This is a genomic window from Burkholderia pyrrocinia (assembly GCF_022809715.1).
Taxonomy (GTDB): Bacteria; Pseudomonadota; Gammaproteobacteria; order Burkholderiales; family Burkholderiaceae; genus Burkholderia; species Burkholderia pyrrocinia_C.
In genome coordinates, this window is the sequence record NZ_CP094461.1 from 109249 (window position 1) to 128406 (window position 19158).

Below are 19158 nucleotides of genomic sequence, written 5' to 3' on the forward strand. Positions count from 1 at the left end.
TCATCCGATCCATTGGACTCCTGAGCATGAGCACGAAACGCAAAGAACTTCTGGCCGCCTACTGGACGCTTGCCGGCGATGTCTACCCCGGCGCCGCGACCGAAATCAGTCCGTATTCGTTGCGCGATCGCGCGGAGGCGGCGTCGCGCGCCGGCTGGTGCGGCGTGGGCCTCATCCTCGACGATCTGGAGCACAGCGTCGGGCAGTACGGGATTTCGGGCGTGAAGAGGATTCTCGAGGATACGGGGATGAAGTACTTCGAACTTGAAATCCTGATGGACTGGTATCTCGATGGAGAGCCGCGTGCGAGATCGGACCGCTTCCGCCATCGTGCAATCGAACTGGGCGCAGAACTGGGCATGCGTAACCTGAAGATCGGCGCGAGCCCGTTCGATGAAAGTCCGGCCGACTTCCCGCGCATGACCGATGCGTTCGCGAAGCTCTGCGAGGACGTGGCTGAGGTCGGCGCAACGGTCGCGATCGAGTTCATGCCGTTTTCCGTGATCCGGAACATCGGCGACGCGCTGAGGATTGCGCAAGACGCCAACCAGCCCAATGGCGGGCTGATGGTCGATCACTGGCACGTTGCCCGTTTTGGCAGCCCCTACAGCGAAGTCGCCGGCATTCCGGCGCGCTTCATCAAGGGCGTGGAACTGGATGATGTCGGCGCGCAAATCCGGGGCACGCTGCTGGACGATTCGACGTTCAACCGCCAGCTGTGCGGCGAAGGGGCCGCCGATTGCCGTGCGTTCGTCAACGCACTCGAACAGGCGGGCTGCGACTTGCCGTATTACGGGGTCGAACTGATCTCGGAGCCGTTCCGCAAGCTGCCGCTCGAGCAGATGGCCCAACGCGCGTACGAAACGACCATCGCGCAGTTTTCCACGCCGGCCGACGCCGCGGCCTGACGTCCCACGCACGCGTGGCAAGCCTCGTGTCCAACACTTGAACCTGATTTTCTCCGGAGACAGAAATGATTCGAATCGCCGTACTCGGCGCCGGCCGCATCGGTCGCATCCATGCCGGCAATGCAGCCTCCATCCCGAACGCGAAGCTCGTCGTGGTCGCAGACCCGGTGGCAGCCGCGGCCGAATCGCTCGCCGAACGCCTGGGTTGCGAGGCGTCGACCGACTGCATGGCCGTGCTCCGGCGCGACGATATCGACGCGGTGGTCATCGGCACGCCAACGGATACCCACATCTCGTTCATGCTGGAAGCCGTGGCGCGCGGCAAGGCCGTGCTCTGCGAAAAGCCCATCGATCTCGACATGGAGAAATCGCTCGCCGCGGCGCGCGAAGTCGAACGTCTGAACGGGCGCGTGATGCTCGCGTTCAACCGCCGCTTCGATCCGACCTCCCAGGCGTTCCGTGCGGCGATCGACGCGGGCGATGTCGGCGAGGTTCGGCAGGTCATCATCTCGAGCCGCGATCCGGGCATGCCGCCGCGCGACTACGTGGAGCATTCGGGCGGCATTTTCCGCGACATGGTGATCCACGATCTCGACATGGCCCGCTGGCTGCTCGGCGAGGAGCCGGTCGAGGTGATGGCGATGGCGAGCCGTCTTGTGGATTCCTCGCTGTCGGAACTGGGCGACTTCGACACGGTCATGGTGCAGTTGCGCACGGCGTCCGGCAAGCAATGCCACATCAACTGCTGCCGTGAAGCCGTCTACGGCTACGACCAGCGCATGGAAGTATCGGGTTCCAAGGGCATGCTGCTGCAGGAAAACCTGCGCCCGTCGACCATCCGTCGATGGAGCAAGGAAGCGACCGACGTGCGCGAGCCGCTGCTCAACTTCTTCCTGGAGCGGTATGTCGACGCCTACAAGGGCGAACTGCAGGCTTTCGTCGACGCCTTGCACAACGACACGCCGCTGCCGACTTCGGTCGACGACGGCCTCAAGGCGCTGCGCCTCGCGGAGTGCGCGCTCGAGTCCGCGACGTCCGGCAAGGCCGTCACGGTCTAACCATTGATCGGGAGGAAACACGTCATGGTGCGAAAGATGGGTCCTGGAGAAACGGTTGGCGTTGCATGCCTCGGCATCACGCACCCGCACACGTCGGGGCGGGTCAAGGCGATCCGGCGCCGAACCGACGCAAGGATGCTCGGCGCGTGGGACACCAGCCCGCTGCTCACGCCGTTCGTCGATGCACTGGGGCTGGAAGCCCGCTCGAAAGAGGACATCCTCGCCGACGAGAACGTGCACGTGGTCCTTGTGCACTCGAAAAGCGACAGGATGGCGGATCTGACGATCGAGGCGCTCGAAGCCGGCAAGGCCGTGCTGTGCGAAAAGCCGGCGGGCCGCAGCTCCGAGGATGCGAAGCGGATCATGCAGGCCGTCGAGCGCACGGGAGGCCTCGTTCAGGTCGGTTACTGCTGGCGTTTCGCGCCGTCGGTGGACGCGATGCAGGCAGCACTGAAGAGCGGGCGTCTTGGCAAGGTCGTTCAGGTGCGCGCGCACGGCGGCTGCTCGCACGACGAAGCCGGGACGGCACACATGACCCAGCCCGGCGATATCGGCGGCGCGGTGTTCGTGATCGGATGCCATCTGGTCGATCGCATTCTCCTTCACTTCGGCACGCCTCGGTCGGTCAATGCGCGCATCACGAAGTTTCCCGGTTTTCACGGCGACGAGTCGCGCGAAGACGCGGCGGGCGCGGTTCTCAATTACGAAGACAAGATCGTGACCATCGATTTCATGTCGTGGGACGTGCTGCCGTGGACGGAGAGCTGGGACATCACGGCCTACGGGACGGAAGGCATCATGTCGTCGCGATCGCTGCCGGCGAGCTACAAGATCTACGACGCCGGCAAGGGCGATTATCCGGAGGGCTGGACCGAGTGGCAGGAAACGAGCTTCCCCGAAATCTGGGCAACGAAGAAGACCGAGTACTCCCCGGACATCGCTGAAATCGGCAACCCGGTCTACTTCGACCGCGAATCGAACGCGTTCTTCGACGCGCTGCGCAACCGCACGCCGTCGGTCGTGCCGGCTACCCAGGCATACAACATCAGCCGCGTGATCGAGGCCATGTTCGCGTCGTCGAAAAAAGCGGGCGCCGAGGTCTTCATCGAGTAGGCGGGAACCGGCCTCGCACCGAGGCCGGATCATCGGATCACCCGATCTTCAAATAAATAGCAGTCCATATCAGGAGACAGAAATGAAAATCGTCAAGCGCCTCGCGATTGCAGCGGGCATCAGCATCGGACTGGCCGCCGTGTCGGCTTCGTCGTTCTCACAGGACAAGGGTGTCATCGGCATCTCGTTGCCGGACAAGACCGAGTCGCGGTGGCTCACCGACGGCAAGAGCATGGTCGATGCGCTGAAGGCGAAGGGCTATGCGGCCGATCTGCAGTATGCAAACTACGATGTCCCGACGCAGGTGAACCAGGTCGAGAACATGCTCGCCAAGGGCGTGAAGGCGCTGATCATCGCACCGATCGACGGCAAGACTTTTTCCGATGCGCTCGCGTACGCGCAGAAAAAACACATCAAGGTCATTTCATACGACCGCCTGATCAGCCAGACGAAGGACGTCGACTACTACGCCACGTTCGACAACTATGGCGTGGGCGTGCTGCAGGCGCAGAGCATCGTCGCCGCATGGCAGAAGAAGGGCGGCAAGACACCGTTCAACATCGAGGTCTTCGGCGGCTCCTCGGACGACAACAACGCGCACATGGTCTACGCGGGCGGCATGTCGGTGCTCAAGCCCTACATCGACAGCGGCAAGTTCGTGATTCGCAGCAAGCAGGCCGCATTCGAGAAGATCGCGACCCGCAACTGGGATGGCGCGACGGCCCAGTCGCGCATGGACAACCTGCTGAGCGCGTTCTACGGCAAGGACCGTCTCGATGCGGTCTGGACGCCGAACGACGCAATCGCCATCGGCGTGATTTCGTCGCTCAAGGGCGTGGGCTACGGCTCCGCACAAGCGCCTATGCCGGTGGTGACGGGGCAGGACGCCGATATCCAGAACATCAAGGCGATCATCCGCGGCGATCAGGCGACGACGGTGTTCAAGGATACGCGCAAGCTCGCGAGCGTCACGGCCGCGATGGTCGACGACGCGCTCGCCGGCAAGACGGTCGCGGTGAACGACACGAAGAGCTACGGCAACGGCGCGAAGATCGTGCCGACGTACCTGGTGAAACCCGTTCTCGTGGACAAGGACAACGTTCAGGCGACGCTCGTCAACAGCGGCTATTACACGCAGGCGCAACTCAAGTAACCGCGGCGCAGCCGCGCGGGACGCAACCCGGCGTGCGAGAAACGAGGAGGATGAAGATGGACACCATTCTGGAGATGAACGGCATCCAGAAGGCATTCGGCCAGGTCAAGGCCCTGAACAACGTCGACCTGCGAGTCGGAAGGGGCGAGATTCATGCCATCTGCGGCGAGAACGGTGCCGGAAAATCGACGCTGATGAAGATCCTGAGCGGCGTTTATGCATACGGGTCCTACGCCGGCACGGTCGTGTACGACGGCGAGGAGCGCAGGTTCTCGGATATCACCGACAGCGAGGCGGTGGGCATCATCATCATCCATCAGGAGCTCGCTCTGGTGCCCATGCTGTCGATCACCGAGAACATTTTCCTGGGCAACGAGCAGTCGCGCAGAGGCGTCATCGACTGGCACGGCTCGCGTGCGCGCGCGAAGGCGTTGCTTCAGAAGGTCGGTCTCGGCGATTCGCCGGATACGCCCGTCGGCACGCTGGGCATCGGCAAGCAGCAGCTGGTGGAAATTGCGAAGGCGTTGTCGAAGGAAGTGCGGTTACTGATTCTGGACGAGCCCACGGCCAGCCTGAACGAAAAGGATAGCGAAACGTTGCTCGATTTGCTGCTGGACCTGAAGCGGCGCGGGGTGACGTCCATCATCATCTCGCACAAGCTCAACGAAATCTCGCGTGTCGCCGACAGCATTACGGTGATCCGCGACGGTTCGACCGTCGACGAACTGGATTGCCGCGCGGAAAGCGTGAGCGAGGATCGCATCATCAAGGCGATGGTCGGCCGCGAAATGTCCGATCGGTATCCGAAGCGGGTTCCGAACATCGGCGACGTCATCTTCGAGGTCAAGGACTGGCGTGTCCGGCATCCCACGCAGCGGGATCGTGCGGTCATCAAGGGTGTCGACCTGGTGGCACGTGCCGGAGAAATCGTCGGCATCGCCGGCCTGATGGGATCGGGGCGCACCGAGCTGGCGATGAGCATATTCGGCGGCGCGTACGGCCAGGACATCAGCGGCTCGGTGCTGATCCATGGAAAGCCGGTCGATGTGTCGTCCGTGCGTAAAGCCATCGATGCCGGGCTTGCTTATGTCACCGAGGATAGAAAGGGCAACGGCCTGCTTCTGGACGACGATATCCGGACGAACATCTCGCTGGCCAATCTCGCGGGCGTGTCGAAATACGGCATCGTGAATGAACACGAGGAAGCCAGCGTTGCGTCGGACTTTCTGGCAAAGCTGCGCATCCGGGCGCAGGGTGTATCGCACGTCGTCGGCAACCTGTCGGGTGGCAATCAGCAGAAGGTCGTGTTGAGCAAGTGGCTGTTCTCCGGGCCGGACGTGCTCATTCTCGACGAGCCGACCCGTGGCATCGACGTGGGTGCGAAGTACGAGATCTACAGCATCATCAATCAAGCGGTTGCGGCGGGCAAGTGCGTCGTGATGATTTCCTCGGAGATGCCGGAGCTTCTTGGCATGTGCGACCGCGTCTATGTGATGAACGAAGGCCGGTTCGTCGGCGAGTTCACATCGGAAGAAGTCTCGCAGGAGAAGATCATGCGGGCAATCATGCGAAATGGAGGCATCTGAAATGCGCAAGGCTCTCTCGCCAACGGCTCCGCAAGAAGGCGAAGTCAGGAACAGCGACATCATGAGCGCGATCAAGCGTGGTTTGAGCGAATACGGTTTGCTGTTCTCGCTCATCGTGATCATGGTCTTCTTCCAGGTCGCGACCGGCGGCGTGCTCATGCAGCCGCTGAACCTGACGAATCTCGTGCTGCAGAACAGCTACATCGTCATCATGGCGCTCGGGATGCTGATGGTGATCGTTGCCGGTCACATCGACCTGTCGGTCGGCTCGACGGCAGGCCTCGTGGGCGCGCTTGCGGCCGTGCTGATGGTGCAGTTCAACGTCAACTACGTGCTGGCCACCGTCGTTTGCATTGCGACGGGCGCGCTCATCGGCGCGGTGCAGGGGTACTGGATTGCGTTCTGGCGGATGCCGTCGTTCATCGTCACGCTGGCCGGCATGCTGGTGTTTCGCGGGCTGACCAATCTGGTCCTGCAGGGCCAGTCGATCGGCCCGTTCCCCGACGCCTTCGCGGCGGTGAGTTCGGGTTTCATCCCCGACGTGTTCCGCGGCGAGGATCTTCATGTCACGTCGATCGTGCTCGGCGTCCTGGTGGGCGCGGCGTTCTTCGCGATCGAACTTCGCCATCGCGCGAGCGCGGCGAAGTACGGCATGGGCAACGGTTCATTCCCGATGATGGTCGCGAAGAACGCCGTGCTGACCGGATTGATCGTCTACTTCTGCTACCTCCTCGCGTCGTATCGGGGTTTGCCGACGGTGCTGGTCATCATGGGTGTGCTGATCGGGGTGTACACGTTCGTGATGAACCGTACGACGATCGGCCGTCGGGTCTACGCGGTCGGCGGTAACGCGAAAGCAGCACGGCTTTCCGGGGTCAGCGTGCCCGCGGTGAGTTTTCTCACGTTCGTCAACATGGGTGTGCTCGCCGCGCTGGCGGGAATCATCTTTGCGGCCCGGCTCAACAGCGGCACGCCCAAGGCGGGGACCGGATTCGAGCTCGACGTCATCGCCGCGTGCTTTATCGGCGGCGCATCGGCATCTGGCGGGGTGGGCAAGGTAGTGGGTGCCGTGGTCGGCGCATTCATCATGGGTGTGATGAACAACGGCATGTCCATCATGGGCATCGGTGTCGACTATCAGCAGGTCATCAAGGGTGTCGTGTTGCTCGCGGCCGTGTTCGTCGACGTGTACAACAAGAACAAGGCCTGATACACGCGGCGCCGATCGAGGGGAACCGGGAGGACTCGGTCCGTGTGAGTGATTTCACGCGAGCGAGCAATGCGACAGGCGTCATGATCCGGGTCCCCGACAGCGGCGACTCCGGGAAACGTGTCGCCGGTCTGAGAACAAGCATCAGTGACGGAAGCGACATGATCAAGCACATCGTGATGTGGGACGTTCGAGGCGAGACGCCCGAACAAAAGAGGGAAACTGCGCAATTCGTCAAAACGGCATTCGAGAGCCTCGAAGGAAAGATTCCCGGTCTGACGAAACTGGAAGTGGGTATGGACTTCAGCAAGGTCGACTATGCGTGCGACGTCGTGCTGTATACCGAGTTCGAGAGCGTCGAGCATCTCGCAGCATACGCTTCCCACCCCGAACATCTGAGAGTCAAGCAGGTGCTTGGCGACTGCCGGATTTCGCGGCATCAGGTCGACTACGTCTGATGTCTCCATCGGTCTGATACATAGCGAAAGGGCTTTTCATGTACGACTTTACGTATACGACGCATGCGTCGCGCGTGATTTTTGGCGCCGGCAGCATGAATCTGGTCCAGCAGGAGGTCGAGAGGCTGGGTGCGCGCCGCGCGATCGTTCTGTGTACGCCGCAGCAGAAAGCGCAGGCAGAATCGGTCGCCGCGTTGCTCGGGCCGGCGAGCGCGGGTGTGTTCGATGGCGCGCAGATGCATGTGCCCATCGAGAATGCCCGTCGCGCCCGCGCATACGCGAAGGAAGTCGGCGCCGACTGCGCGATCGCCATCGGCGGTGGATCGACGATCGGGCTCGGCAAGGCGATTGCGCTCGAGTCGTCGTTGCCCATCATCGCGATTCCGACCACCTATGCCGGTTCGGAGATGACGCCCATCTTCGGCATTACCGAGGACGGCTTGAAAAGGACCGGGCGCGACGCGAACGTGCTGCCCAGAACGGTGCTTTACGATCCGGAGCTATCGGTCGGGTTGCCCGCGCAGCTATCGTTTGTCAGCGGCTTGAACGCAATCGCGCATGCGGCGGAAGGGCTGTATGCGAAAGACGGCAATCCTGTCATGGCGTTGATGGCGGAAGAGGGTATCCGTTCGCTCGCAAAGGGGCTGCGGGGCATCAAGAAGCAGAACCGAGACATGGAGGCGCGCAGCGACGCGCTTTACGGTGCCTGGCTGTGCGGCATGGTGCTCGGGACGGTCGGCATGGCGCTGCACCACAAGCTGTGTCACACGCTGGGCGGCACGTTCAACCTCCCGCACGCCGAGACGCATGCGATCGTCCTGCCGCACGCGCTGGCGTACAACAGCCCGGTGGCGGAAGATGCGATGGCACGTATCGCGCGGGCACTCGATGCGCAGAGCGCCCCGGACGGGCTCTATGAACTGAATCGGGAACTGGGCGTGCCGGGCGGCCTGGGCGAAATCGGTATGCGCGAGCAGGACCTCGACCGCGCTTGCGAGGTGGCAATGTCCAACCCGTATTGGAACCCGCGCCCCGTTGAGGCAGTGCCGCTTCGCGATCTCCTTCAACGGGCGTGGGCGGGGAGCCGGCCACGTGCATGAAGTCGTTCGGAGTGCGGGTTGCAGGCTTCAGCCGTTTCAGGAACAGGTCGCCGCGCGGCGCGTCTGGTTCTCGTCGACGGAGGACGAAGGGGTGATGTGATTGCCTTCATCGGGATCATCGATACCGCTGCGGAAGCCGCATTGCGCGACGGCATCGTGCAACGCAGCGCGGCCACCGGGACGGTTGCACCGACATCGAACGTCGATTGATCGGCGTCGCGCATTCGGGTTACGCTTCGGCGGGCGACGGCATGCGTCGCATGTCGGGCCGGGCGTTTTTACCTTGAATGTCGCGTGCAGGTAGCTTCTACAGGCGCGCGACCCAGCGACGATCCAAGCCGATGACCATCCAGAACCGATCGAACGCGCGCGGGCAAACCGCGACTCCCGCAGGTGATGCGCGGTACATGCGCCTGCGATCCATCGCGGCGGCCGCGCTGCTGACGCTGTTGCCGATCGCCGCGCATGCGGCCGGCTTCGACTGCGCGAAGGCCGCTTCGCCGGCCGAGAAGACGATCTGCGCCGACACCGCGCTATCGAAGCTCGACGGCGACCTGTCGGCCGCGTGGAAGAAGGCGCTTGCGAAAGGCGGCGATACGGCCGCGCTGAAGGCCGCGCAGTTGAAGTGGCTCAAGCAGCGCGATCAGTGCGGCACCGACGCGCCGTGCCTCGGCGACCGCTATCGCGAACGGCTCGCGAGCCTGAACGGCATGCCGCTTGCCGCCGACCGCTGGCAGCAGACGTGGTACCTGACGAGCGACAACCCGTCGTTCGGCGGCGTGCTGACGCTGACCGGCACCGCGCCTCGCCTGCATTTCGAATTGAGCGCCAACAACGGCGCGAATACCGGCGGGCTCGACGGCGACATCGTGCTGCACGGCGACAGCGGCACCTACCGCAAGGACAAATGCCGGCTCGATTTCGACCGGAAGGGCGGACGCATCCGCGTCACGCAACAGGGTGCGGATTTCGATTGCGGCGCCGGCGCGGGCGTCGTCTACGCGGGCGACTACGTGACTGCGTCGCAGTTCCAGGCCAAGCCGCAGGCCGACCTGCTGTCCCTCAAGGTCGTGACCGACGCGACGCAGAACGCGATCGCGCACAAGCTGCTTGGCGCCGACTACCCGACGCTCGTCGACATGGTCAATTACAGCGCCGACGAAAAGGATCTAGACGGACTCAACACGCGCGTGAAGTCGTATTGGGTGCGCGGCATCGCGACGACGAACGCGGCGATCGTGATGAGCCGCGGCACCGATCTGTGGATCGGGCTGCTCGTGTTCGATGCGCAGAACAAGGTCCGGATGCGCTATTACTCGAACGCGCAGGCGTGGAAGAAAATCGTGCCGAAGACCATCCAGGCGTGGCACGACACTCTCGACAAGACGCTGCCGATCGACGTGATGCAGTGAGCGCGCGGGGCGGCCGGAGCCGCTCGACGCGTCTTCATTCTTTGCGCGATGCGCTCGCCTGCGCCTGCTTCGGCGGCGCGGCCGATTCCCGTATCCGCAACTCCGGCATGACGGCTCGACCGGGCCCCGTTGCGCCGTTCTCGAGCGCGTCGAGCAACGCATGCGCGGCCTGCCGCCCGATCGCATTGGTGTCGACCCACATCGTCGTCAGCGGCGGCCGAATTTCGCGCGCGAGCGCGATGTCGTCGAACCCGGTGATCGACAATTGCGCGGGCACGTCGATGCCGAGCGCCTGCGCCTCGAGCAACGCGCCGAGCGCGAGCGCATCGTTGCCGCAAATCACGGCCGTCGGCCGCGTCGCCGCGTCGCTGTCGGCAATCGCGCGCAGGCTCGCCCGCCCGAACGCGATCGTGGCCGCGCCTTCGTGCTGATGCACGGGGCGCACCGCGAGCCCGTGCGCGGCAAGCGTGTCGTGAATGCCGCGCAGGCGAGCCTGCACACGGTCGTTGTCGGCCGACGGCTGCATGATGATCGCGAAATCGCGGTGGCCGAGGTCGAGCAGGTGCGTGGTGAGCCGCGCGAACGCCGCGCGGTTGTCGAAGCCGATGCAGCAGTGCGGGCTGTCGTCGCGATACGCGTACGTGACGACGTACGGCATGCCGTGCATCGCAAGCAGTTCGAACAATTCCGGCGGATACGCTTCACCGACCAGCGATACGGCTTCGACGCCGCGCGACAGCATCGCGCGCACCTGCGCCAGCGCCTGCGCGGGATCGTAGTTCGAGCAGCCGAGAAACAGCGTGATGCCGTGCTCGGCCATGACGGTCTGCATGCCCGCGACCTGCGACGCAAACACCTGGTCGTCGAGCGTCGGAATGATCGCGCCGGTGATGTGGGTGCGCGTGGACGCGAGCGCGCGGCCGGCCGCATTCGGAATCCAGTTCAGTGCGCGCGCCGCGTCGCGCACGCGCTGCTGCACGTCGGCCGACACCTTGCCGGGATCGTTGTAGACGCGCGAGACGGTCGCGGTCGACACGCCGGCCAGCTTCGCGACGTCACCGAGCACCGAGCGGCCGCTGCCGCGTCGCGCCCGCGTCGCGCCGCCGCGGGACGGGGGCGTGCTCATCGGCCGTCTCCCGGCGTGGCGGGGGTGCCGACGCAGCGCGCTGTCAAAAGCGTCATTGTTTACCCTCGATTCATGGTGGTCCCGCTTGCATCCCGATTCGATCTTGTGAGAATGTAAGCGCTATCTTGATGCTGTTCCGTATTATGTCAGACCCATACTTCATCCGCATTGCGGAATTTTCATCGACGACGGCCTTCCCGGCCGTTTTGTCCACCTCAAATGTAAGCGGTTACATCGAGAAATGAACAGCGCCCGTTCACCGCATATCGCTGTCGTCGGCAGCGTGAACATCGACCTCGTCACGCGTGCGCCGCGCCTGCCGGTGCCGGGCGAGACGCTGCTCGGCACTGAATTCCAGACCATTCACGGCGGCAAGGGGGCGAACCAGGCGGTTGCGGCCGCGCGCCTGGGTGCGTCGGTTGCGATGATCGGCTGCGTCGGCGACGACGCGTTCGGTGCGCGCCTGCACGGCGCGCTCGCGGCTGAACGGATCGACGTGACGCACCTGCATCGTATCGGCGGCACGTCGACCGGCGTTGCCGCGATCACGGTTGACGACGGCGGCGCGAACAGCATCGTCGTCGTGCCCGGCGCGAATGCGTGCCTCGATGCCGGCCGGATCGACGCGGCGCGCGAAACGATCGCCGGGGCGGCGCTGCTCGTATGCCAGCTCGAAGTGCCGATCGCGACGGTGGCGCACGCGATTGCCTGTGCAAGCGCGCACCACACGCCGGTGCTGCTCAATCCCGCGCCTGCGCAGCCGCTGTTCGACGCGTTGCTGGCGCGAGTCGACTACCTCGTCGTCAACGAAACCGAAGCCGAGTCGCTGACCGGCATCGCCGTCGGCGACGATGCGTCGGCCGTGCGCGCCGCCGATGCGCTGTGCGCGAAGGGCGTCGGCAACGTGCTGGTCACGCTCGGCGCGCGCGGCGTGTGCTGGCGCGGCAGCGCAGGGAACGGCCGCCATCGTGCGATGTCGGTGACGGCCGTCGATACGACCGCGGCCGGCGACACGTTCGTCGGCGGGTTCGCGGCCGCCCGCGCAGACGGCGCTTCGATGGACGACGCGATCGGCTTCGGTCAGCGTGCGGCCGCGATCAGCGTCACGCGTTACGGCGCGCAGACCTCGATCCCGACGCGCGAAGAAGTGACACGTATGGATACCTGAATTCCGCAAGCGACGGAATGGCCGGAACCGGCCGATACCCGAGACATGGAGACAAACGTAATGAGCGAAAACCAGACTGTTCCGCACGCGCCGCCGCGTATCCGGCGCGGGCAACGCATCGCGCTCGCGCTGTTGATGGCGAGCGGGATCGTCAATTATCTCGATCGAGGCACGCTGGCTGTCGCGAGCTCGGCGATCCGGGGCGATCTCGGCTTGTCGCTCTCGCAGATGGGGCTGCTGCTGTCGGCGTTCTCGTGGAGCTATGCGCTGTGCCAGTTTCCGGTCGGCGGGCTCGTCGACCGCATCGGTCCGCGCCGGCTGCTCGGCATCGGGCTGATCGTCTGGTCGATCGCACAGGCGGCCGGCGGCATCGTGTCCACCTTCGGCTGGTTCATCGTCGCGCGCATCGTGCTCGGCATCGGCGAGGCGCCGCAGTTCCCGTCGGCCGCGCGGGTGGTGAGCAACTGGTTCCCGCTGCGTGCGCGCGGCACGCCGACCGGGATCTTCAACGCCGCGTCGCCGCTCGGCACCGCGCTCGCGCCGTTGCTGCTGTCGATCCTCGTCGCATCGTTCGACTGGCGCTGGGCGTTCATTGCGACGGGCGCAGCGGGTCTCGTCGTCGCCGTCGTCTGGTTTGCGCTGTACCGCGATCCGGTGCGCGCGCAACTGACTGCGGAGGAGCGCGGTTATCTCGATGCCGATGCGCAAAGCGTCGTCGCGGCGCCGAAGCTGACCTTCGCCGAATGGCGCAGCCTGTTCTCGCACGGCACGACCTGGGGGATGCTGATCGGCTTTTTCGGTTCCGTGTACCTGAACTGGGTGTACCTGACCTGGCTGCCCGGGTACTTGACGATGGAGCGGCACATGAGCCTGATCCGCACCGGGTTTGCCGCGTCGGTGCCGTTCCTGTGCGGGTTCGTCGGCTCGCTGGTCGCCGGCTGGCTGTCGGACGTGGTTACGCGCCGCAGCCGTTCGCCGGTCGTGAGCCGGCGCAATGCGGTGGTGGTCGCGATGCTCGGGATGGTCGCGTTCACGATTCCGGCCGCGCTCGTGCAGAGCAATGCGGTTGCGCTCGCATGCATTTCGGTCGTGATATTTCTTGCCAACGCGGCGTCGGCCTCTTCGTGGGCGCTCGCGACGGCGGCCGCGCCGCCGAGCCGTGTCGCGTCACTCGGCGCGATCCAGAATTTCGGCGGTTTCATCGGCGGCGCGCTCGCGCCGATCCTGACGGGCATCATTGCGCAGAAGTGGTCGTTCGTGCCCGCGCTGCTGACCGCCGCAGCGATCGCGTTCGCCGGTGCGATGGCTTACCTGCTGCTGGTGCGCAAGCCGATTCCCGAGCAGGCGGCGAATGCCGCGCACGGACCGTTGCCGGCCTGAGCACGCAGCTTGTACACGCATTCACTGAAGGAAGGAGAAACAGATGCAACACCAGCAGCAAGCGAACGTGACCATCGAGGGGATCGTACCGGTGATGCTGACGCCGTTCGACGATGCCGGCGCGATCGACTACGCGGGGCTCGAGCGGCTCATCGAATGGTATCTGGCGCACGGCGCGGATGCGTTGTTCGCGGTCGCGCAATCGAGCGAGATGCAGTTCCTGAGTCTTGCCGAACGTGCGGAACTGGCGCGCTTCGTGGTCGAGCGGGTGGCCGGGCGCGTGCCCGTCGTCGCATCGGGGCACATCAGCGACGATCTCGACGCACAGGTCGCCGAGTTGTGCGCGGCGGCCGAATCGGGTGCGCAGGGCGTCGTGCTCGTGACCAACCGGCTCGATCCGCAGCGCAAGGGCAGCGCCGCGCTGCTCGACCATCTGCACAGGCTGCTCGCGCGACTGCCGTCGGATCTGCCGCTCGGCCTGTATGAGTGTCCGGCGCCTTACCGGCGGCTTCTTTCGGATGACGAACTGCGCGCGTGCATCGACACGGGCCGGTTCGTGATGCTCAAGGACGTGAGCTGCGACCTCGAGACGGTGAAGCGGCGGGTCGCGCTCGCCGCGGGATCGCCGCTGAAGATCCTGAACGCGAACGCCGCGATTGCGTGGGACGCGATGAAGGCGGGGTCCGCGGGCTTCAACGGCGTGTTCACCAACTTCCATCCGGATCTCTACCGATGGTTGCGCACGCAAGGAGACGCGAACCCGGCGCTGGCCGACGAACTGTCGACGTTCCTGGTCGTGTCGGCGGTGTCGGAAGCGCTGGGCTATCCGGCGATGGCGAAGATCTACCATCAGCGGATCGGCACCTTCGGGTCGATCAAATGCCGCGCGATCGATTACGACGTGCGCGAACGATTCTGGGCGCTCGATGCGGTACTCGACAAGATCGTGGCCGGTACCGAGCATTTCCGCCGGCGGATCGCCGCGCAATAGCGAATACGGCGCGCCGTGTGGAGCAGGCGGCGCGCGACGGGATGGCGTGCCGCGCAGTCGGCCGCTTTTGCACGCGTGCATCGAGACACGCTCGACAGCGCCGCATGCTTGCCGCAAGAAAAGTCGGCGTCTCGCGATGCATTGCGAATGCGTCGCGCCGTGCAGTGCTGACGGCGTACCTGCAACGTCCCGGATGGTATGTACCCGGCGCGCGTCCGTGTCGGGCGCGCAACGTAACCAAACCATCGGGATTCCAGAATACATCGGTGGCGGCAATGCCGCCTGCCGCGGCCACACCCCCACGGTAGCCGGCCGGGACGGGCACGATGCCCGTTGTCACGAACGGCGGCACACCGCAGACACGCCGTCCGGCCTCCATCCACCGCATCACAAAATCGACCCGCCCGCGCTCCACGAGCGCGGCGCCGACGCGCGTCCGACTACCGCGCTGCGTACTGCTTTGGCGGCGTCCGGTGACCTGTCCGGCATGCTCCGTCACCGCACGACAAAAGCATACAAATCTGCTCAATCCGTCTATCGGTTCTTGTAATGGTTCGTAATATTATGCCTCGGAGCGTTTTTTACCGATGAACCGTTGAATCCGTATTCGTTTCCGATGCAACCAGTGACGACGACTAGCCAGCCACCGATCCTGGCGGCGCCGGTGGATGCCATGCTGCATGCCGTGATCGACGAGGTCGTTCATCGGAGCGTATCGGAAGCGACGACGCGCAGCGGCTACATGCGGTGCGCCGACTACGCGATCGTCGGCGCGCAGGTGCTGACGCTGCTGACCGGCAAGGCTTACCGGCCGTTCGCGGGCGGCGAAGTGATGGATTTCGGCGGCGGCAACCTGTACGCGCTGTGCACGACGCGCGAGCGGCGCCGCACCGCGCGGCATCTGTCGCACCTCGCGCGGTATCACTGCTGGATTGAAGCGCGCCACGACGATGTCGGCGGTCGCGTGCGCAAGGAGATCGTCGACTTCACGCTGCGCCACGACGAGACCGTCGCGAACACTCTGGGGATGCCGTTCGCCCGCGCGTACCAGGCGTATTTCTGGGGCTGGGAGGACGAGCACGCGGTGCCGGCGGAGTTGCACGATCATCCCGTATTCGCGAAGCAGGGCCCGGTCTGGCGCTGGGCCGAGCGCGAATGCACGACGCTGCTGCGCGCATACGAGCGCGAACGGCCAGGCTATTTCGGGCGTCAGGTGTCGCGTGCAATCGATTTGTTCGCCGACCGCGTCGAGGGGCTCGGCTGACGGCTCGACCCGCTCGAACCATGGCGCGGGAACCGCCGAAGCGGTCACCGCGAGGCCCGGCCGTTCATCTTTTCGCCAGCGTGCCGCTGCTGTTTGCGCCGCCGAACAAACGCGTCAGGTACTGCGAGTTCGAGTTCATCCTGGCCATCAGCGTGTTGAGTGCCGTGAACTGCGCCTGGTACTGCCTGGTCAATTGCGCGGCGTAGTCGGACAGATCGGACTGCTGCTGCGTGATGCGCTTCAGATCGGCATTCAGTGCGGTCGTGCGCACGTCGATCATTCCGTTCTTCTTCGTAAATTGCGTGATCTGCTCGGTCAGGCGCGTGCCGATCCCGTGCGTCGGGTTGAACAGGCGCGCGACCGCCGTCGGGTTGGCGGACAGCGTGTCGCCGAGCTTCGCGCTGTCGACGCTCAGCGTGCCGTCCCGCTCGAGCTTGATGCCGATCGACAGCAGGTTCGCTTGCCCGCCGCCTTTCCCGGTGCCGCCGCTGTCGACGCCGCGCGCGACGCTCGATGCGAGCGAATTGCGGATCGTGTTCAACGTCGAATCGCCGATCAGCGCGCCTTGTGCGCTCGCGCCTTCCGTGTAGCTCGTCAGCGCGCCCATCGTCTTGACGACCGTGTTGTACAGGCTCACGAAATTCGTGATCGTCGCCGCTTGCGATTTCGTGTCGGTGCTGACCGTCAGCGTCTGCGTATCGGTCGCGCTGACCGCGGCCGCCGACAGGTTCAGCGTGATGCCCGTCAGCACACCCGACACCGCGTTGCTCGCGCTGGTCGACGCGATCCCGTTGATCGTGAACTTCGCATCCTGTGCGACCGCGCTTTGCCGCCACGCGGCCGCGCCGTTCGCCGATTCGATCTTCGACGCGCCGCCGGCCGTGTCGGCCGTCGACGTGACGCCGAGGCTCGACAGCCCGTTGTCGTTGGCCACGTTGCCGACCGCGACGCTGATCGCGTTCGCCGCGCCCGTCTTCGACGATGCGAGCACGAGGTGCGCGCCGTCGGTGCCGTTGATGACCGTCGCGCTGATCCCCGGGTTGTTCGACGCCGCGTTGATCGCGGCCGCGATGCCCGACAGCGTGTTGTTCGTGCTGCCGACCTCGACCTTGAACGACTGGCTGCCGAGCGACAGCGTCAGCGTGCCGGTGCCGAGTGCCTTGGTCCCGTTGAAACCCGCCGACGACAGCGCCTGCGCAGTCGCGATCTGCGTGACGCCGATCGTGTAGGTGCCGGCGACCGCACCCGCACCCGCCGTCGCGGTCAGGCCCTTGCCGCTCGCGACGGCGTTGAACGTCGACTGCAGCCCGCCGTTCGTCAGCGATGTCAGGCCCGCCTGGAGCGCGCCCAGCGCCGACGACAGTGCGCCGAATGCGGAAATCCGCGTGCTGCCGGTCGCTTGCGACGCGGCAAGCGTCGCGGCACGGCCGGCCGTCTTCGCGTTCACCAGCGTCTTGACCAGCGTGCCGACGTCCATCGACGGATTGCCGGTCGAGCCGTTGATGATCGATTGCGCCGCCTGTTGCATCAGGCTGTTCGCGTTCGCGCTGTTATTCACGGGCGTGTTCGTTGGCATGGGTGGGCTCCGGTTGAAAGGCGATCCTGCTTCGAACGGCTGTCGAGTCCGCTCGCTATGATCCGGGCGGCCTCGTCGCGATTCGCCTGCATGCTGCCTCCCGCGCGACGCATTCCGGGGTTCACGGGAGGCGTCGGGGAAACGTAAGAACGAATCGGTGGGTCATCGTATATTTAAACCGGCATTAATTCGTAATTTTTTGTAATGTTTGTTGAGGAAATTGTGGGTGGTGGGTGGATGGATGTGAGATGGTGAATTGCGATTTTTTATCGCAAGCGCATGATTTAAATTGTATTTATTGGGGGATTTTTGTTGGAGTTAAAAACTTTCTGAAAGCGTGAATGTTTGATGAGGAGTTTTTCGTCCATGCCGCTAAACGTCAGGCGGAGGGGCTGCGTGGAGCAGGCGCCATGCTTGGTCGGTATCGAGCCGCAAACTTGTCAGGTAGGCGATATCACGCTACATGGGATATCGGGCCACGCGTACGTGAAACGTTTCCGGTTACCAATTTTCATTCCCGATCCGTGTGTCTTTGATCGAAAAAAAGATCACTGGCTGACTGTAAAGACGATCGAATTACTACACCGAATCAATGGCGAATGAACCGCGCGTAGAACATGTCGAAAAATAACTGTTGACACGAGTTGTTGTGACCGGCATGTGTCAATTGGCGCCAACAATATCAATTGAATAAGGTGGCCAGGAAGAAGAGGAACAGTTCTCCTGATCTGGAAACACGAGAACGGAGCGATTTGCACGGGGCCGAAAATCGTTTGCGCTGCCCGTCATCCGCTGTGTAACGGCCTTGTTGCGTTCGATTGTCTACTTAAGTGAGACAGCGAATCGCTTTATGGAGGATTGATGATTCCTGATGAGACAGTAGACTGCACCCGTGCTTCGCCAGAACCGATCCGGAGCGTGCCAGGAACGGCGCAATCGGACGGATTCTTCGGCGGCGGGCCGTCCGGTCCGCTGTCCGATCGTGCGAGGAGTGGTCCGTTGCCGACCTGGCGTGCCGATTCGGCGCGCATCGGCGCCGGATGCATCAAACCGTCAATTCAAGGGTGATTGCTATGCGTTACGTTTCGCTGGAGTCGAAGAAGGACGAGCTGCTGCTGGCGGCTCGCGTGCTGTTGATGATCCTGTTCGTGCTGTTCGGCTGGCAGAAGCTGAACGGCTTCTCGGGCACGGTCGCGTACATGGCGTCGACGGGGAACCCGGCGCCGGAACTGGCGGCCGTGATCGCGGTGGCGGTCGAACTGGCCGGCGGCCTGCTGATCGCGATCGGCTTCTATACGCGTCCGCTCGCGCTGGTGTTCGCCGCCTATACGCTCGCGACCGCGCTGATCGGCCATCGCTACTGGGCGCTGCAGGGCATGGACCAGTACATGGCGATGATCAACTTCTACAAGAACGTCAGCATCATCGGCGGGTTGCTGTTGCTCGCGCTGACCGGGCCGGGACGGTATTCGCTCGACCGGAAGTAAATCGGCGCGAAGTTTCAGTGCAGTGTGGCAGGCCCGGCGCGCGGAAGTGTGCCGGGCTTTGTCTTTCGGGTGGCGGGCGAATCGCCGATGGCTCCGGAGTTGCGTGCGTCGGGTGGCGATTCCGCATAGTACGGTTCGAGGGTCGTTTGTCGTTGATCGGTTGCGCGC

Annotated in this window: 17 protein-coding genes; 15 read left to right on the forward strand and 2 right to left on the reverse strand. The window is 64.2% G+C overall.

Translation table 11 applies throughout. The annotated features are described in order from the left end of the window. The first annotated feature begins 26 nt into the window (after positions 1-26). From MRS60_RS30895 to MRS60_RS30940, 10 genes are all read left to right on the forward strand, one after another. Positions 27-908: a sugar phosphate isomerase/epimerase family protein gene (locus MRS60_RS30895; protein ID WP_243567202.1), complete on the forward strand. Its 882-nt coding sequence runs from the start codon at positions 27-29 to the stop codon at positions 906-908. Positions 909-973: 65 nt separating this feature from the next. Then, a complete protein-coding gene (iolG, locus tag MRS60_RS30900) occupies positions 974-1966 on the forward strand; it encodes an inositol 2-dehydrogenase (RefSeq protein ID WP_243567204.1) in 993 nt (330 codons plus the stop codon). A gap of 24 nt (positions 1967-1990) precedes the next feature. Continuing rightward, complete coding sequence (locus MRS60_RS30905) at positions 1991-3079, forward strand: Gfo/Idh/MocA family protein (protein WP_243567205.1); 1089 nt, start codon at positions 1991-1993, stop codon at positions 3077-3079. A gap of 82 nt (positions 3080-3161) precedes the next feature. After that, positions 3162-4232: a multiple monosaccharide ABC transporter substrate-binding protein gene (gene chvE, locus MRS60_RS30910; protein WP_243567206.1), complete on the forward strand. Its 1071-nt coding sequence runs from the start codon at positions 3162-3164 to the stop codon at positions 4230-4232. 56 nt (positions 4233-4288) lie between these two features. Next, positions 4289-5818 (forward strand): multiple monosaccharide ABC transporter ATP-binding protein, encoded by a 1530-nt coding sequence (mmsA, locus tag MRS60_RS30915; RefSeq protein WP_243567207.1) that lies wholly within the window; start codon positions 4289-4291, stop codon positions 5816-5818. Between the two features lie 61 nt (positions 5819-5879). Next, positions 5880-7028 carry a multiple monosaccharide ABC transporter permease gene (gene mmsB / locus MRS60_RS30920; RefSeq protein ID WP_243567208.1) on the forward strand — a complete coding sequence of 383 codons (1149 nt, stop codon included), beginning with the start codon at positions 5880-5882 and terminating at the stop codon, positions 7026-7028. Positions 7029-7189: 161 nt separating this feature from the next. Beyond that, complete coding sequence (locus MRS60_RS30925) at positions 7190-7486, forward strand: Dabb family protein (RefSeq protein WP_243567209.1); 297 nt, start codon at positions 7190-7192, stop codon at positions 7484-7486. 38 nt (positions 7487-7524) lie between these two features. Next, positions 7525-8586: a maleylacetate reductase gene (locus tag MRS60_RS30930; protein ID WP_243567210.1), complete on the forward strand. Its 1062-nt coding sequence runs from the start codon at positions 7525-7527 to the stop codon at positions 8584-8586. An 18-nt stretch (positions 8587-8604) separates the two neighbouring features. After that, positions 8605-8796, forward strand: coding sequence for a hypothetical protein (locus tag MRS60_RS30935; RefSeq protein ID WP_243567212.1), 192 nt, complete (start codon positions 8605-8607; stop codon positions 8794-8796). A gap of 131 nt (positions 8797-8927) precedes the next feature. Beyond that, a complete protein-coding gene (locus tag MRS60_RS30940; RefSeq protein ID WP_432207865.1) occupies positions 8928-9998 on the forward strand; it encodes a lysozyme inhibitor LprI family protein in 1071 nt (356 codons plus the stop codon). A 34-nt stretch (positions 9999-10032) separates the two neighbouring features. Here MRS60_RS30940 and MRS60_RS30945 read toward each other — a convergent pair whose 3' ends face one another. Further along, on the reverse strand, positions 10033-11124 hold the full coding sequence (locus tag MRS60_RS30945; RefSeq protein ID WP_243567215.1) for a LacI family DNA-binding transcriptional regulator: 1092 nt from the start codon (positions 11122-11124) through the stop codon (positions 10033-10035). 241 nt (positions 11125-11365) lie between these two features. Here MRS60_RS30945 and rbsK point away from each other — a divergent pair, with 241 nt between their 5' ends. From rbsK to MRS60_RS30965, 4 genes are all read left to right on the forward strand, one after another. Then, positions 11366-12292: a ribokinase gene (gene rbsK, locus MRS60_RS30950; protein WP_105391982.1), complete on the forward strand. Its 927-nt coding sequence runs from the start codon at positions 11366-11368 to the stop codon at positions 12290-12292. A 60-nt stretch (positions 12293-12352) separates the two neighbouring features. Beyond that, positions 12353-13672 (forward strand): MFS transporter, encoded by a 1320-nt coding sequence (locus MRS60_RS30955; RefSeq protein ID WP_243567217.1) that lies wholly within the window; start codon positions 12353-12355, stop codon positions 13670-13672. Positions 13673-13715: 43 nt separating this feature from the next. Further along, complete coding sequence (locus tag MRS60_RS30960; RefSeq protein ID WP_243567218.1) at positions 13716-14663, forward strand: dihydrodipicolinate synthase family protein; 948 nt, start codon at positions 13716-13718, stop codon at positions 14661-14663. Positions 14664-15279: 616 nt separating this feature from the next. Beyond that, complete coding sequence (locus tag MRS60_RS30965) at positions 15280-15927, forward strand: hypothetical protein (protein WP_034182617.1); 648 nt, start codon at positions 15280-15282, stop codon at positions 15925-15927. Positions 15928-15991: 64 nt separating this feature from the next. Here MRS60_RS30965 and fliD read toward each other — a convergent pair whose 3' ends face one another. Next, positions 15992-17503, reverse strand: coding sequence for a flagellar filament capping protein FliD (gene fliD, locus MRS60_RS30970; RefSeq protein WP_243567220.1), 1512 nt, complete (start codon positions 17501-17503; stop codon positions 15992-15994). A gap of 1073 nt (positions 17504-18576) precedes the next feature. Between fliD and MRS60_RS30975 the strand changes: the two genes are divergently transcribed. Continuing rightward, positions 18577-18990 carry a DoxX family protein gene (locus MRS60_RS30975; RefSeq protein WP_034182511.1) on the forward strand — a complete coding sequence of 138 codons (414 nt, stop codon included), beginning with the start codon at positions 18577-18579 and terminating at the stop codon, positions 18988-18990. Positions 18991-19158 lie beyond the last annotated feature (168 nt).